The organism is Sphingobium sp. V4, assembly GCF_029590555.1.
Taxonomy (GTDB): domain Bacteria; phylum Pseudomonadota; class Alphaproteobacteria; order Sphingomonadales; family Sphingomonadaceae; genus Sphingobium.
Genome location: NZ_CP081001.1, coordinates 2,235,247 through 2,249,509 on the forward strand (window position 1 = coordinate 2,235,247; position 14,263 = coordinate 2,249,509).

15 protein-coding genes are annotated in these 14,263 nt (G+C 65.3%); 2 read left to right on the top strand and 13 right to left on the bottom strand.

The genetic code is table 11. The features are described from left to right. Window position 1: 1 nt before the first annotated feature. The 10 genes from K3M67_RS11120 to glmU all read right to left on the bottom strand — a co-directional run bounded on the left by K3M67_RS11120 (window position 2) and on the right by glmU (window position 9,379). A complete protein-coding gene (locus tag K3M67_RS11120) occupies window positions 2–1,549 on the bottom strand; it encodes a M56 family metallopeptidase (protein ID WP_285831497.1) in 1,548 nt (515 codons plus the stop codon). Beyond that, the gene (locus K3M67_RS11125; RefSeq protein ID WP_066857581.1) at window positions 1,546–1,914 is read right to left on the bottom strand and encodes a BlaI/MecI/CopY family transcriptional regulator; all 369 of its coding nucleotides are present in this window, start codon (window positions 1,912–1,914) and stop codon (window positions 1,546–1,548) included. Before K3M67_RS11125 ends, K3M67_RS11120 begins: the two co-directional genes overlap by 4 nt. A gap of 370 nt (window positions 1,915–2,284) precedes the next feature. Beyond that, window positions 2,285–3,064, bottom strand: a complete 780-nt coding sequence (gene tatC / locus K3M67_RS11130; RefSeq protein WP_066857578.1) for a twin-arginine translocase subunit TatC — start codon at window positions 3,062–3,064, stop codon at window positions 2,285–2,287. Continuing rightward, window positions 3,061–3,492: a Sec-independent protein translocase protein TatB gene (tatB, locus tag K3M67_RS11135; RefSeq protein ID WP_066857575.1), complete on the bottom strand. Its 432-nt coding sequence runs from the start codon at window positions 3,490–3,492 to the stop codon at window positions 3,061–3,063. Before tatB ends, tatC begins: the two co-directional genes overlap by 4 nt. Before the next feature lie 26 nt (window positions 3,493–3,518). Continuing rightward, a complete protein-coding gene (locus K3M67_RS11140; RefSeq protein ID WP_066857572.1) occupies window positions 3,519–3,770 on the bottom strand; it encodes a twin-arginine translocase TatA/TatE family subunit in 252 nt (83 codons plus the stop codon). 28 nt (window positions 3,771–3,798) lie between these two features. Continuing rightward, the gene (gene scpB, locus K3M67_RS11145; protein ID WP_066857569.1) at window positions 3,799–4,392 is read right to left on the bottom strand and encodes an SMC-Scp complex subunit ScpB; all 594 of its coding nucleotides are present in this window, start codon (window positions 4,390–4,392) and stop codon (window positions 3,799–3,801) included. Continuing rightward, the gene (locus K3M67_RS11150; protein ID WP_066858015.1) at window positions 4,389–5,120 is read right to left on the bottom strand and encodes a segregation and condensation protein A; all 732 of its coding nucleotides are present in this window, start codon (window positions 5,118–5,120) and stop codon (window positions 4,389–4,391) included. Before K3M67_RS11150 ends, scpB begins: the two co-directional genes overlap by 4 nt. A gap of 53 nt (window positions 5,121–5,173) precedes the next feature. Then, window positions 5,174–6,997 carry a glutamine--fructose-6-phosphate transaminase (isomerizing) gene (gene glmS / locus K3M67_RS11155; RefSeq protein WP_285831498.1) on the bottom strand — a complete coding sequence of 608 codons (1,824 nt, stop codon included), beginning with the start codon at window positions 6,995–6,997 and terminating at the stop codon, window positions 5,174–5,176. A gap of 118 nt (window positions 6,998–7,115) precedes the next feature. Continuing rightward, window positions 7,116–7,979 (bottom strand): metallophosphoesterase, encoded by an 864-nt coding sequence (locus tag K3M67_RS11160; protein ID WP_066857563.1) that lies wholly within the window; start codon window positions 7,977–7,979, stop codon window positions 7,116–7,118. Next, window positions 7,976–9,379 (bottom strand): bifunctional UDP-N-acetylglucosamine diphosphorylase/glucosamine-1-phosphate N-acetyltransferase GlmU, encoded by a 1,404-nt coding sequence (glmU, locus tag K3M67_RS11165; RefSeq protein ID WP_285832931.1) that lies wholly within the window; start codon window positions 9,377–9,379, stop codon window positions 7,976–7,978. Before glmU ends, K3M67_RS11160 begins: the two co-directional genes overlap by 4 nt. Before the next feature lie 207 nt (window positions 9,380–9,586). On the opposite strand from glmU, the gene K3M67_RS11170 reads away from it, so the two are divergent. Both K3M67_RS11170 and K3M67_RS11175 read left to right on the top strand, forming a co-directional pair. After that, window positions 9,587–10,255 carry an HAD family hydrolase gene (locus tag K3M67_RS11170; RefSeq protein ID WP_066858012.1) on the top strand — a complete coding sequence of 223 codons (669 nt, stop codon included), beginning with the start codon at window positions 9,587–9,589 and terminating at the stop codon, window positions 10,253–10,255. After that, window positions 10,252–11,013: an enoyl-CoA hydratase/isomerase family protein gene (locus tag K3M67_RS11175; protein ID WP_285831499.1), complete on the top strand. Its 762-nt coding sequence runs from the start codon at window positions 10,252–10,254 to the stop codon at window positions 11,011–11,013. The genes K3M67_RS11170 and K3M67_RS11175 overlap by 4 nt, the downstream gene beginning before the upstream one ends. Window positions 11,014–11,039: 26 nt before the next feature. Here the strand turns inward: K3M67_RS11175 and K3M67_RS11180 are convergent, their stop codons facing one another. The 3 genes from K3M67_RS11180 to odhB all read right to left on the bottom strand — a co-directional run bounded on the left by K3M67_RS11180 (window position 11,040) and on the right by odhB (window position 14,263). Then, window positions 11,040–11,330: a hypothetical protein gene (locus K3M67_RS11180; RefSeq protein WP_066858009.1), complete on the bottom strand. Its 291-nt coding sequence runs from the start codon at window positions 11,328–11,330 to the stop codon at window positions 11,040–11,042. A 141-nt stretch (window positions 11,331–11,471) separates the two neighbouring features. Continuing rightward, window positions 11,472–12,872, bottom strand: coding sequence for a dihydrolipoyl dehydrogenase (gene lpdA / locus K3M67_RS11185; RefSeq protein WP_285831500.1), 1,401 nt, complete (start codon window positions 12,870–12,872; stop codon window positions 11,472–11,474). A 143-nt stretch (window positions 12,873–13,015) separates the two neighbouring features. Continuing rightward, window positions 13,016–14,263: a 2-oxoglutarate dehydrogenase complex dihydrolipoyllysine-residue succinyltransferase gene (gene odhB / locus K3M67_RS11190; protein ID WP_066857551.1), complete on the bottom strand. Its 1,248-nt coding sequence runs from the start codon at window positions 14,261–14,263 to the stop codon at window positions 13,016–13,018.

The window sequence follows — 14,263 nt, forward strand, 5'->3', positions numbered from 1 at the left end:
TTCAGTCCTTCTCGCCATCGAGTTGGGCGATCTCCTCGTCAATGTCCCGTAGCGCCTCGGCCCGGTCGGCAGCCGGCATCCGCGTGGCGGCGATCTGGGCACGGGCAGACAATAATCCGGCCCGCGCGGCAGCCTTGCCCATGCGCGCGGCGTGCCGTGCCTGCGCCTCGATAGCCCGCTCGCAGATACGGACACGGATATGGCGGCGGCCATCGGAGTCGACCGTCTCGCGGTGACTGGTCATCTCGTTGCCGTCGCAGCCCTCACGGACATCGACGATCGGCACCATCCGGGCGATTTCCGCTTCCGTGGGAATGCGATGACTTTCGACCCGTCCATCGGCGTGGGTGACCATGATCCGCCCCTTCTCACTGCGCACCGTCACCGGCGGCGCAGGCGGCACTGGCGAAATGGGTGCGACCATGTCGGCGGCGGGCGGCACAGGCGGGACCGGTGGCAGCGGCACGGCCTGGGGCTGCGGATCGGCGTGCCCGAGCGCGGCCGGGACGGCAGGCACGGCTCGAACGGCTGGCACGGCGGCGACGGCAGGGGTGCTGGCCTGCGCCGGCTGGGCGACCAGATCGGTCAGGCGAGCGAGATCGGCGCCTTCGACCTTTTCGGTCAGCGCCGCCATCTGCTGCGCGGCGCGACTGCCCGATGCGGTGAGGGCAAGGCCGGTGGCGGTGACGAGCGCGACAGCCGCCATGCCCCAGCTGATCCGCCGCAGCGATGTTTCATGAGTCGACAACATTTTCAGCCTCCCTTTGAGCGTGGCGAGACGGGTGAGATGACAGGCGCCGGCGAACTGCCGACCGCCGGCGGCCTTCAAAATCGCGCGGCCATAGGCGTGGGCCTGGTCGCTGCCGTAGAGCGACAGGACACGCGCGTCGCAGGCGGTTTCCTGATCGGCGCGATAGGCGCGATAGGCCATCCAGGCGACGGGATTGCACCAGTGGATCGCCAGCAGCAGCAGTGCGATCATGTTGGCGGTCAGGTCGCCGCGTTCATGATGCGCCCGTTCATGCGCGATCGCCATGTCCTGCTCCTGCGGATCGTATCGCAGGGCGAAATCGGGCGGCAGCACGATGAAGGGACGGAAAATGCCGAAGGCAAGCGGACCCGACGCCTGGGGGCTGGTGATGATGCGGATGCGGCCTTCCATGCCGATCTCGGTCGATCCGGCCAATATGTGACGGCGGAAGCGGACATAGCCCACGGCCTGGATCGCCAGGAAGACGATCAGTCCAACGAACCAGATGGCAATGGCGATTTCCAGCCAGGGCAGACCCGGCGCGGTGTCGACTGCCGCACCGATCGGCGCGTCGTTGAAGATTGCGGGCAAGCCGGCCTGGTCGACCGCGACATGCAACGGCGAGGGATCGACTACATCGTCCGGCAGCGCGGGCATCAGCATCCGCGCCAAGGGTAGAAGCCAGAGCATATAGGCCGCCCCCGCCCCCAGCCAGCGCGCGACAGGTCTTCGCAGCATCATGACCAGCGCCATCAGCAAGGTGGTAGCGATCAGGGTTTCTGCCAGCCAGACGCTCATGATCTCAATCCTTTCAGGATTTCCTCAAGCTCGGCGATATCGTCCGCCGTCAACTGATCCTGCTGCGCCAGCTGGGCGACCAGCGGCGACACGCGCCCGCCGAACAGCCGGTTCACCAGCCGTCCGGATTCACCCGCGACATAATCGTCCCGCGCCACCAGCGGGCGGTAGAGAAAGCGGCGGCCATCCTGGTCGGCGGCGATCACATCCTTGGCCATCAGTCGCGACAGCAGCGTCTTGACGGTCTGAAGGCTCCAGTCACGGTCGGCGGCGACGCGGTCGGCGACGTCGTTGGCGGTCTGCGGCGCCTGTTCCCACAGCGCTTCCATCACCACCAGTTCCGCTTCGCTGATCTTCTCGCTCACTTGCCCGACACCCGACTCACCCGTTTGACAACCACAGACGTAGTCGCATCGATTACGAATGTAGTCAATAGAAGTTCGAGCGAGTGACAGCCTCGCCATTTCAACGGGAATCGGACCATGTCGGGAATTTTGACAAAGCGAACGCCCGGATGCAGCCCGTTAACCTTTGCGATGGCCGATTTTCCTGACCGGCATCATATTGGCACGGCGATTGCGACGCGATGGGCGTTCCCACCGTTCAACTACCGGGGGATGCCGGCAGGTCTCCGCAGGCATCCCCCACCCGGTTCGTCTCATGTCGTGGAACGGCTGAAGAGGCGTTCGCGGGCGGCGTTCGACCCCGCGCAAAGCCATCATCATCCGGGTCAGTTCAGGCCGACGCTTCCTCGGTAGCCTCATCCTTCGCCTGCTTGCGGTCGGTGAACCAGATGGCGATGATGGTGATTTCGTACAGCAGCAGCAACGGAATCGCGAGCATCAGCTGCGATACGACGTCGGGCGGAGTCAGCACCGCAGCCAGAATGAAAGCGGCGACGATCATGTAGCGGCGCAAGCTGATCAGTTGCGCGCGCGTCACGAACCCCGCACGGTTGAGCAGCATCAGCAGCACCGGCATCAGGAAGCTGATGCCGAAGGCCAGGATGAACTGCATGACGAGGCCGAGATAGGAGTCCGCGCTGGGCAGCGCCTCGACCGACAGGCCGCTGCTATTACCCTGGAACTCCAAGAAAAAATGAAAGGCGGTCGGCATCACCACGAAATAGGCGAGGCTCGCCCCCATGGCGAAGAGGAAGGGCGTGGCCAGGATGAAGGGCAGCAGCGCCTTTTTTTCCTTGGCGTAGAGGCCGGGCGCGACGAAGGCCCAGAGCTGGTTGGCAATGATCGGGAAGGACAGGCAGAAAGCGCCGAACACGGCGATCTTCACCTGAACGAAAAAGGCTTCGTAAAGCTTGGTATAGACCAGCTTGCCGCCGCCGTCGCCAAAGGCTTCCTTGAGCGGGTGGACAAGGATGGCGAACAATTGCTCCGAAAAATAGAAGCAGATCGCGCCTGTCAGGAAGAGCGCATAAACGCATTTGAGCAGGCGGCTGCGCAGCTCGATCAAATGATCCAGCAGGGGCGCCTTGCTGTCGTCAATATCCGTGATCATGCCGCTGCGTCATCCTTGCGCGCTCCGGCAGCGGGCGCTTCCGCAACATAGGGCGGGCCATCGGAGGCCGGGGTCGCCACGGGCGCCGATTCAGCAACATAGGGCGGCTCGTCGGCCAGCGGCGCGGATTCGGCCACGAACGGCGGCGTGTCGCCGGCATCCGGAGCGGGCAGGGCTTCGGCCGCAGTCTCGGCCGGATGCTCCGCCATGATCCGCTTGTTTTGCGCGGCCCACTTCTTTTCCAGCTCTTCCAGTTCGACTTCGCGCACCATGGCGTCGATCCCGGTGCGGAAATGCCGGGCCATGCCCTGCGCCTTACCCACGATCTGCCCCACCTTGTAGAGCGCGCGCGGCAAATCCTTCGGCCCGATCACGATCACCGCAATGATCACGATCACCAGAAGTTCGGTCGAATCGATGCCAAACATGCGGGACTATCGGCCTGTGCTAGCGATCAGGCCTTGGTCTTTTCGTCGGATGCGGTCGGCGTCGCGCTCGGCGCATCCTGTTCGGGGACGCGATGACCTTCGATCCGGGTGGCGGGCTTGGTCGGCGTGACCGCGTCATCATCGTCCGCCATGCCCTTCTTGAAGCTCTTGATGCCCTTGGCGACATCACCCATCAGACCGGAAATCCGGCCGCCACCGAACAGCAGCATGACGACCAGGAGCACGATCACCCAGTGCATCAGCGAGAAGGAACCCATTTTTCAATACTCCTAGTAGAAGGCCTTTCTAGGCGTCTTCCTCGTCATTTTCCACAACGGATTGGTCGGCGAGACCCTCCAGCGCCAAATCCACGGGATCAAGCAGCCCGGCGACACGCAAATCCTCGATCCCCGGCAGGTCACGGCGGCTGCTAAGGCCGAAATGTGACAGGAATTCTACGGTGGTTGCATAGATGAGCGGGCGTCCGGGCACCTCGCGCCGCCCCGCAGGCCGGACCCATCCCGCTTCCATCAGCACGTCCAGCGTGCCCTTGGCGACCTGCACGCCGCGAATCGCCTCGATCTCGGCACGGCTGACCGGCTCGTGATAGGCGATGATGGCCAGCGTCTCCATTGCCGCGCGGGACAGTTTGCGCGGCTCGTCCTTTTCGCGCCGCAGGATATGGGAGAGGTCCGGCGCCGTCTGGAAATGCCAGCGCCCGCCCCGCTCGACCAGATTGACCCCGCGCCCGGCATAATGGTCACCCAGCGCCGCCAGCGCGCCGTCGAGGTCGCCCGCATCGCCCACATGCAGCTTCAGCTCGGCGGGCGTCATCGGCGCCTCCGCCACGAACAGGGCAGCTTCGACGGCACGAAGGAAATCGTCGGGTTCCTGGATCATGACTGGGGTCCGACCGGCGCGGCGACGCGCAGGTAAATGGGTTGGAAAATGCCGTCCTGCTGGATGTCGAGCCGCCCCTGCCGCGCCAGTTCCAGCGCCGCGACGAAGCTGCTGGCCAGCGCCGACTTCGCCTTGGGCTGGTCCAGATCGCGGGGCAGGAAAGCCTCCAGCCGGGTCCAGTCCAGCGCCGCGCCCACCAGCGCGCCGACCCGCTGGATGGCCTCGTCCAGCGTCATCACCGGCCGCACCGCGATGGTGTGGACGACGGGCTGGGTCCGCGCGCGAATCTGTCCATAGGCCTGGATCAGGTCGAACAGACTGGCGCGCCACTGCGCCTTCCGGACCAGCCGCAACCCTTCGGGCTTGCGACGCGGGAAGACGTCGCGACCAATCCGGTCGCGCGCCATCAGCCGCGCGGCAGCGTCGCGCATCGCATGGAGCCGTTGAAGCCGCAGTTGCAGCCGCAGCGCCAGCTCCTCGGGGCTGGGATCGGGCTGTTCCTGGCGGGGCAGCAACAGGGAGGATTTGAGATAGGCGAGCCAAGCCGCCATCACCAGATAATCGGCCGCCAGTTCAAGCTTCAGCTGCCGCGCACTGTCGATGAAGGCGAGATATTGTTCGGTCAGCGCCAGGATGGAAATTTCACGCAGGTCGACCTTCTGCCCCCGCGCCAGCGTCAGCAGCAGGTCGAGCGGCCCTTCCCAATGGTCGAAGCTGACGGTCAGCATGTCCGGCCGCGGCGCCTGCGAAGCCGGGGCCGGCGGCTCGAACAGGTCTTCGGTCACTCCACCGTCACCGACTTGGCGAGGTTGCGGGGCTGGTCGACATCGGTGCCCTTGGCCACCGCCACATGATAGGCAAGCAGTTGCACCGGCACGGCATAGACGAGGGGCGCGATGAGCGGATGAACCTGCGGCATCTCGATCGTCGCCATGCAGCCTTCGCCGGCCAGGGCAATGCCCTCCGCGTCGGAGATCAGCACCACCTTGCCGCCCCGCGCCTGCACTTCCTGCATGTTGCTGACGGTCTTTTCGAACAGCGGCCCGCTCGGCGCGATGACGATGACGGGAACCAGCTCGTCGATCAGCGCGATCGGGCCGTGCTTCATCTCGCCCGCGGCATAGCCTTCCGCGTGGATATAGCTGATCTCCTTGAGCTTCAGCGCGCCCTCCAGCGCCATCGGATAGTCCGGCCCGCGCCCCAGATAGAGCACGTCGCGCGCCGGCGCGATCAGGTGCGCCATCGCCTCGATCTGACCGTCGCGGCTGAGTGCCTCGTTCAATGCGGCTGGCGCTTCGGACAGGTGCCAGACGATCTCGGCTTCCTCCTCCGGGGTCAGCTTGCCCTTGGCCCGCGCGAGATTGGCCGCCAGCGCCGCCAGCACGGCCAGTTGGCAGGTGAAGGCCTTGGTCGAGGCAACGCCGATCTCCGGCCCGGCATGTGTCGGCAGCAGCAGGTCCGCCTCCCGCGCCATGCTGCTGGTGGGGACGTTCACCACGACGGCGATGATCTGCCCCTCCGCTTTGGCATGGCGCAAGGCAGCCAGCGTATCGGCCGTCTCGCCCGACTGGCTTATGAAGAGGGCGAGCCCCCCCTGCTCCAGCACCGGCTCGCGATAGCGGAACTCGCTCGCCACATCGATGTCGACCGGCACGCGCGCGAATTTCTCGATCCAGTATTTGGCGACAAGACCGGCATAAAAGCTGGTGCCGCAGGCGACGATGGTGATGCGCTTCACCTGACCCAGATCGAAATCCATGTCGGGCATGGCGATCTGGTTGTCCATGCGGCGCAGATAGGAGCGCAGCGTCTGGGCGACGACCACCGGCTGCTCGAAAATCTCCTTTTGCATGAAGTGGCGATGATTGCCCTTGTCGATCATCGCGCCCGACACACCGGAAATCGTCACCGGCCGCTCGACGGGGTTGTTATCCTTGTCGAAAATCTCGGCGCTGTCACGCGTGATGACGACCCAGTCGCCCTCATCCAGATAGGCGATGCGCTGGGTCAGCGGCGCAAGCGCCAGCGCGTCGGAGCCGAGATAGGTCTCCCCGTCGCCATAGCCGACCACCAGAGGCGAGCCCAGCCGCGCGCCGATCAGCATGTCGGGATGGCTGCGGAAGGCGATGGCGAGCGCGAAGGCGCCATGCAGGCGGGGCAGCACCTGCGCCACGGCTTCCTTGGGACTGACGCCCTGCTCCACCAGTTCGCTCACCAGATGGGCAACGACCTCGGTATCGGTCTGGCTGTCGAACACGCGGCCGCGGGACATGAGTTCCTGCCGCAGCGGCTTGAAATTCTCGATGATGCCGTTGTGGACCAGCGCCACCTCACGCGTGGCATGGGGGTGGGCATTGCTGGTGGTCGGCGCGCCGTGGGTCGCCCAGCGGGTGTGGGCGATGCCGGTCATGCCGGGCAGCGGTTCGGCGGCCAGTTCCTTCACGAGGTTGGCAAGCTTCCCCTCGGCCCGGCGCCGTTCGATCGCGCCGTCATGGACAGTCGCGACGCCTGCGCTGTCATAGCCGCGATATTCCAGCCGCTTCAGGCCGTCGACCAGCCGGTCGGCTACGTCGTCCTTGCCGATGATTCCAATGATGCCGCACATGAAGAAGATGCCCCGTCGAACCCGATGAACCAGCGAAACCGCTCTTATAGAGTGGTTTCACCGCCATGCCAGTCATCGCGACCGCCCAGCAGCATCATGACGGGCGCACGAGGATATTTCAGCCCGGCCGGATGGTGATCATCCAGATGTCGGGCGGCGCGAACATCCGGATGGGAAAGCCGCTGGTGCCCACGCCGCCTGAAACGATCATCGTCCTGGCGCCCTCGCGATACAGGCCGCACGCATAGCGGGTGCCGTAGCGCGAGGGCACGTAGACCACGCCAACCAAAGGAAATGCGACTTGTCCGCAATGGCTGTGGCCCACCAGCGTCAGCGACGGCGCATCGGGTAGCCTCGGAAAAAGGTCGGCCCCGTGCGACAGCATGACCGGCGCACCGCCGATCCGGCGCATCGCCGCCAGCGTGTCGGGCACATCGGGCTTGCTGGTGTAGATGTCCTTGAAGCCGCCGATCGCCAGCGGCCCGCGCCGGACGGCCCGATCCTGCAACAGCGTCACGCCGATCCGGTCGAAAGCCGCCTGCCAGTCCGGCCCGCTCAACGCCCGCTGGTTCTTCCGGCTGCGGCTGTCATGATTGCCCAGCACCGCAACCACGCCAAGTGGCGCACGCAGGCCGGCAAAGGGCGCGATGCTCGCCTGCCCGTCATAGATCGCGCCGCCCTTGTCGTCGCCGACATAGTCGCCACCCAGCAGGATCAGGTCGGGCCGGAGCGCATTGATCTGTGCCACGATCCGCGCCATCCGCGCCGGGCTGTTGTCCGGGCCGGACAGGTGAGTGTCGGTCATGAGCGCAACCGTCATCGGCTTGCGGGGCGCATCGGCGGGGAACGGCAGCAATATCTCCGCCCGTCGCACCACCGGCATGGCGCTGGCGTTCAGGACCAGCCAAGCCGCAAAACCGATGATCGCCAGCAGCAGACACAGAAATCCCGCCAGCCAGGGATGACCACGGACGAAACTCATCCTTTGACAGCCGCCTTCTTCGCCTTCATCCGCGCGCGGAATGCCGCCGCCCAGCCGGCCTTGCCGACCTGTTCGGGCCGGACCAGACACAGCGAATCCGCCTCCACGGCCTGGGTCACGACGCTGCCCGCAGCTACGATCGCGCCGTCCCCGATAGTCGCGGGCGCGACCAGCGCGCTGTTGGAGCCGATGAAGGCGCCCGCGCCGATCTCCGTCCGGTACTTGAAATAGCCGTCATAATTGCAGGTGATGGTCCCCGCGCCGATATTCGCCCCCGCGCCCACGCTGGCGTCACCGATATAGGACAGGTGATTGGCCTTCGCCCCCTCGCCCAGCGTCGCCTTCTTGATCTCGACGAAATTGCCGACCTTCGCCTTGGGGCCGATCTCCGCCCCCGGCCGCAGCCGCGCATAGGGACCGATCTCCGCCCCGCTTTCGACGCGCGCGCCCTCCAGATGGGAAAAGGCATGGATCGTCACATCGTCCGCCACCATGACGCCGGGGCCGAAGACGACGTTCGGTTCGACCACCACGTCGCGGCCCAGCTCGGTGTCATGCGAGAAGAAGACCGTCTCCGGGGCGACCAGGGTCACGCCGTCGCGCATCGCCTCGATCCGGCGGCGCGCCTGCCACATCGCCTCTACCCCGGCCAGTTCGATGCGGCTGTTGATGCCCGCCACTTCCCACGCCTCCGTCTCGATCACGGCGCTGGTGGCGCCGGGCAGCATCACGATGTCGGGCAGATAATATTCGCCGGCCGCATTGTCGTTGCCGATCCTGTCGAGCAGGATGAACAGGTCGGTCGAGCGCACCGCCATCAGGCCGCTGTTGCAGAGCGTCACCGCCCGCTCGGCCTCGCTCGCATCCTTATATTCCACCATCTTCTCGATGATGCCCTGCCCATCGGCGATGATGCGGCCATAAGCGGCGGTATCATCGGGACGGAAGCCCAGCACCACCGCGCGCGGCTCGTCGCCCCGGCTCAACCGATCGAGCATCGCCCGCATCGTAGCGGCGCTCACCAACGGCACGTCGCCATAAAGAATCAGCACATCGCCCGCGAAACCCGCGAGCGCGTCATGCGCCTGCGCGACCGCATGACCGGTGCCCAGCTGCCGGTCCTGCACGGCGATCACCGCGCCCGTGCCGGCAACCGCCTTCTCCACCTGCTCGCGTCCCGCGCCGACGACCACCACCTGCCGTTCCGGCGCCAGTTGGGAAACGCTCGCCAGCAGATGGAGCAGCATCGGCCGCCCGGCGACCGGATGCAGCACCTTGTGCAGCGCGGATTTCATACGTGTCCCCTGGCCGGCGGCAAGGATGATGACGGCGAGCGGACGAGAGGCGGGGCTGGTCACGGCGTGCGGATCCTGTTGTTCCTGAGCGTCCGGCGTGATGATCGTCCCCACGGCAGGCCCAGCCCTCCAGGGTCGGAGCTTGCCGCTTCCCCATGCTTTCCCTTTCCGTGTGAAGGAGAAAGCGCCGCCCTTCGACTGGCTCGGGGCGAACGGAGAATGGTGCGACGATCACCCTCGCCGGGCGATTGCAGGACTGCTCTGCCATGTTTGGCTTGCCTTTGCCACCATGGTCGCGGCATGGCGATGGTCATGGCGAACATCCCCTTCGACATCATCGGCTTCGACCTGGACGGCACGCTCATCGACACCAGCGGCGACCTCGCTGCGGCGGTCAATTATGCCATCGGCACGATCGGCCGCCCGGCCTTTCCGGTCGCGGCCATCCATCCCTTCGTCGGGAAAGGGGCAAAGGTCATGCTCCAGCGCGCGCTGGACGCCTCGGGCGGCCATGACGAGGCGATCCTGGCGCAACTGCTACCGATCCTGCTCGATTATTATGAGCAGAATCTGGCCATTTACTCCGTTCCCTATCCCGGCCTGATCGCGGCGATGGATCAGCTTGCGGGGCTTGGCATCAAGCTCGCCATCTGCACCAACAAGGCGGAGCGCTTCACCATCCCGTTGATGCGCCAGATCGGCCTGTCCGACCGGTTCGCCAGCATCGTGGGCGGTGACACGGTCGGCATATCGAAGCCCGACCCCGCGCCGATCCGCGCCATGATCGAACGCGCGGGCGGCGGCCGGACCCTCTTCGTCGGCGACACGATCAACGACATTGCCGGCGCGCGCAATGCAGGCGTCGCCAATGTCGCCGTCAGCTTCGGCTTCCTTGACGGCCCTGTCGAGGACCTGGAGGCCGACGCCATCATCCATCATTTCGACGAACTGGTGCCGCTGCTGGAACGCTGGCCGGCATGACTCTCCGGCTCGAACGCGACGGTGCGGTCGGCCGTCTGCTGATCGACCGGCCCGCGCGACGCAACGCCATGTCCCAGGCGATGTGGGAAACATTGCCGCAGCTGGTGGGAGACGCGATGGGCGACCCCACGGTGCGCGTGCTGATCCTCGCTTCCGGCACGCCCGGCCTCTTCTGCGCCGGGGCCGACATAGACGAATTTGCCCGTTTCTCTGGCGCGGAGGAGTGGCGGGTCGCCAATCAGGCCGCAATCCGCGCCAGCCAATATGCGCTCGCCCATGCCGAAAAGCCGGTGATCGCCGCGATCGATGGCGATTGCATCGGCGGGGGATGCGGCCTTGCCATCGCCTGCGACCTGCGCGTCGCCGCACCAACCGCCCGAATGGGGATCACGCCGGCGAAGCTCGGCATCGTCTACTCGCTGTTCGACACGAAATTGCTGGTCGATCTGGTCGGCCCGGCGCGCGCGAAGCGCGTCCTCTTCACCGGCGCGCTACACGGGGCGGACGAAGCCCTGTCGATCGGCCTGATCGAGCAGATCGCCGTCGATCCGCTGACCACTGCCGACACCCTGGCCCGGAGCATCGCCGCAAATGCCCAGCATAGCGTGCGATCATCCAAGGCGATCATCCGCCGCATCCTCGACGGTCAGGCCGACGATGACACGACCACGCTGGCAATGTTCCGCGACGCCTTCACGCTGCCCGAATTTGCGGAGGGCGTGACGGCGTTCCGGGAGAAGCGGAGGCCCGATTTCTGAATATCGGTTGGAACCCCGTTCCGCCGCTACAGAATGCCGACCGCAGCGTCAGCCCAGATGACGCCGGCGACAGCCACCGCCGCGCCGACCAGCATCGCCCGCAACATCGGCGCAGATGTGACCCTGAACGACAATTCGACACATAGCCCCAGGCCGCCGAGCAACAGCGCCCAAGCGGCAAAATCCTCGATGCCCCAGACAAACTGCCGCGAAAAACGCATGGCGATCGCAGGCAGCACCCAGAGGCAGCACAGGACGGTCCAGAAGCTGCGTCGCCATCGGACGCCAGCTTCACCAGTTTTGATCGCGAAACGCATGAGCATGGCTCCCCGTTGAAGCACAGATCCTCTCACGCCCTTTCGGCAGGGACAACGGGCATATGACGCCGCCAAAGGAAAAGGGCCGCCGCAATGCGGAGGCCCTTCCTTTGTCTACCGATGGGTCGACGCGATAGGCGATCACATGTGGATCGGCTTGCCGGTCACAGCCATCGCCGCTTCCTTGATCGCCTCGCTGTGCGTCGGATGCGCGTGGCAGGTGTAGGCGATGTCCTCGCTCGACGCGCCGAACTCCATCGCCTGTGCCGCCTGCGCGATCATGGTGCCAGCAGGGACCCCGATGATCCACACGCCCAGCACCTTGTCCGTCTCGGCGTCAGCAATGATCTTCACGAAGCCGTCGGGTTCGTGGTTGGTCTTGGCGCGGCTGTTGGCCATCATCGGGAATTTGCCGACCTTGATCGCGCCGCGTTCTTTTGCGACTTCCTCGGTCAGCCCCACGCCTGCGATTTCCGGCTTGGTATAGACCACGCTGGGGATCACGTCATGATTGACGATGCCGGTCAGGCCCGCGATATTCTCGGCAACGGCAATGCCTTCGTCCTCGGCCTTGTGCGCCAGCATCGGTCCGGGGATGACGTCGCCGATCGCCCATACGCCCGCAACCTTCGTACCGAACTCATGGTCCGTCTCGATCTGGCCGCGTGCGTTCAGCTCCAGGCCGATCTTGTCGAGGCCGAGGCCTTCGGTGTTGGGACGACGGCCGATCGAAACGAGCACGACGTCCGCCTCGATCGTTTCCGCGTCGCCACCGGCAGCAGGCTCGACGGTCAGGGTCACGCCCTTCTTGCCGACTTGCGCACCCGTCACCTTGGTGCCGAGCTTATATTCGAAGCCCTGCTTCTTGAAGATCTTGTTGGCTTCCTTGCGGACTTCGCCGTCCATGCCGGGCAGGATCTGGTCGAGATATTCGACCACCGTCACCTTGGCACCCAGGCGCTTCCAGACACTGCCCAGTTCGAGGCCGATCACACCGCCACCGACGACGACCAGATGGCCCGGAACCTTGTCCAGTTCCAGCGCGCCGGTCGAGTCGACGATCTGACCGCCGGCATTGTCGACCGCAACGCCCGGAAGCGGCGTGACCGAGGAGCCAGTCGCGATGACGATGTTCTTCGCCGTCACCGTCTCGCCGCCGACTTCAACGGTGTTGGCACCGGTGAAGCTGGCCCGACCCTTGAGCCAGGTCACCTTGTTCTTCTTGAACAGGAACTCGATGCCCCCGGTCAGACCCTTGACCGCGTCCTTGCGCTGGCCCTGCATGGTGTCGAGGTCCAGGCTCATCTTGTCGATCTTGACGCCCAGCTTGGCGAGCGCACCGTTCGCGGCCTCGTCATAGAGTTCCGAGGCGTGCAGCAGCGCCTTGGAAGGGATGCAACCGACATTGAGGCAGGTGCCGCCCAGCGTCTCGCGGCTTTCGGCGCAGGCGGTCTTGAGGCCCAGCTGCGCCGCGCGGATCGCCGCGACATAGCCACCGGGGCCGGCACCGATCACCAGCACGTCATAATCGAAGTCTGCCATAACGATCTCCGTTCGCCCTTGAAGCGAGCCGAGTGTCTCGCTTCAACCTGTCGAAAGGGCATTACTTCTTCTTTTGTCCGTCCGAAACAGGAAGGACGGGGGCTTCGACAGGCTCAGCCCGAACGGGATGGGTCGGCTCGACCTTACAGGTCGATCAGCAGGCGGGTCGGGTCCTCGATCGCATTCTTGACTGCGACCAGGAATGTCACCGCTTCGCGACCGTCGATCAGACGATGGTCATAGCTGAGCGCGAGATACATCATCGGGCGGATCACGATCTGACCGTCGCGCACGACCGGGCGGTCCTCGATACGGTGCAGGCCCAGCACCGCCGACTGGGGCGGATTGATGATCGGGCTGGACAGGAGCGAACCGAACACGCCGCCGTTGGAGATGGTGAAGGTGCCGCCCTTCATATCTTCCATGGTCAGCTTGCCTTCCTTGGCCTTCTTGCCAAAGCCGCCGATGGTCTTTTCGATGTCGGCGACGCTCAGCGATTCCGCATTGCGGATCACCGGAACGACCAGGCCAGTCGGGGCCGAAACGGCGACCGAGATGTCGGCGAAATCATTATAGACGATCTCGTCGCCCTCGATCTGCGCATTGACGCCCGGAATGTCGCGGAGCGCCATGCAGACGGCCTTCGTGAAGAAGCCCATGAAGCCCAGACGGACGCCATGCTTCTTCTCGAACAGATCCTTATACTTGGCGCGCGCCTCGATGACGTTGGTCATGTCCACGTCGTTGTAGGTCGTCAGGAGCGCCGCATTGTTCTGCGCTTCCTTGAGTCGCTTGGCGACGGTCTGGCGCAGGCGGGTCATCTTGACGCGCTCCTGCTTGCGGCTCGGACCGGCGCCCGGGGCATCGGCAGCCGGCGCTGCCGCAGGCGTCGAGGCAGCCGCCTTAGCGGTGCCGGCGGCGACGGCGGCGGTGACGTCGTCCTTGGTCAGGCGGCCGTCCTTGCCGGTGCCCTTGATCTTGCTCGGGTCAAGACCATGTTCCAGCACCAGGCGGCGGACCGCCGGCGACAGGGTCAGGTTGCCGCCTTCTTCGTCGTCCGAAACGGGTGCCGATGCAGCTGCAGCAGGCGCCGCTGCCTCGGCCTTCGCAGCCGGCGCAGCAGCGGCCGGTGCCGGCGAAGCGGCCGCAGCCGCACCTTCGTTCACATAGGCCAGCAGCGCGCCGACCTCGACCGTATCGCCTTCCTTGGCGATGATATCGCCCAGCACGCCGGCGACAGGTGCAGGCACGTCGACCGCGACCTTGTCGGTTTCCAGGCTGACGATCGGCTCATCGGCCTTGACCGCTTCACCGGGCTTCTTGAGCCACTGGCCAACGGTTGCTTCGGTAACGGATTCGCCCAGCGTGGGGACTTTGACTTCGGTTGCCAT

Coding starts and splice junctions, on each gene's coding strand:
- K3M67_RS11120 (WP_285831497.1), bottom strand. CDS start 1,549: ATGAGCGTCTGGCTGGCAGAAACCCTGATCGCTACCACCTTGCTGATG.
- tatC (WP_066857578.1), bottom strand. CDS start 3,064: ATGATCACGGATATTGACGACAGCAAGGCGCCCCTGCTGGATCATTTG.
- tatB (WP_066857575.1), bottom strand. CDS start 3,492: ATGTTTGGCATCGATTCGACCGAACTTCTGGTGATCGTGATCATTGCG.
- K3M67_RS11140 (WP_066857572.1), bottom strand. CDS start 3,770: ATGGGTTCCTTCTCGCTGATGCACTGGGTGATCGTGCTCCTGGTCGTC.
- scpB (WP_066857569.1), bottom strand. CDS start 4,392: ATGATCCAGGAACCCGACGATTTCCTTCGTGCCGTCGAAGCTGCCCTG.
- K3M67_RS11150 (WP_066858015.1), bottom strand. CDS start 5,120: ATGCTGACCGTCAGCTTCGACCATTGGGAAGGGCCGCTCGACCTGCTG.
- glmS (WP_285831498.1), bottom strand. CDS start 6,997: ATGTGCGGCATCATTGGAATCATCGGCAAGGACGACGTAGCCGACCGG.
- K3M67_RS11160 (WP_066857563.1), bottom strand. CDS start 7,979: ATGAGTTTCGTCCGTGGTCATCCCTGGCTGGCGGGATTTCTGTGTCTG.
- K3M67_RS11170 (WP_066858012.1), top strand. CDS start 9,587: ATGGCGAACATCCCCTTCGACATCATCGGCTTCGACCTGGACGGCACG.
- K3M67_RS11175 (WP_285831499.1), top strand. CDS start 10,252: ATGACTCTCCGGCTCGAACGCGACGGTGCGGTCGGCCGTCTGCTGATC.
- K3M67_RS11180 (WP_066858009.1), bottom strand. CDS start 11,330: ATGCGTTTCGCGATCAAAACTGGTGAAGCTGGCGTCCGATGGCGACGC.
- lpdA (WP_285831500.1), bottom strand. CDS start 12,872: ATGGCAGACTTCGATTATGACGTGCTGGTGATCGGTGCCGGCCCCGGT.
- odhB (WP_066857551.1), bottom strand. CDS start 14,263: ATGGCAACCGAAGTCAAAGTCCCCACGCTGGGCGAATCCGTTACCGAA.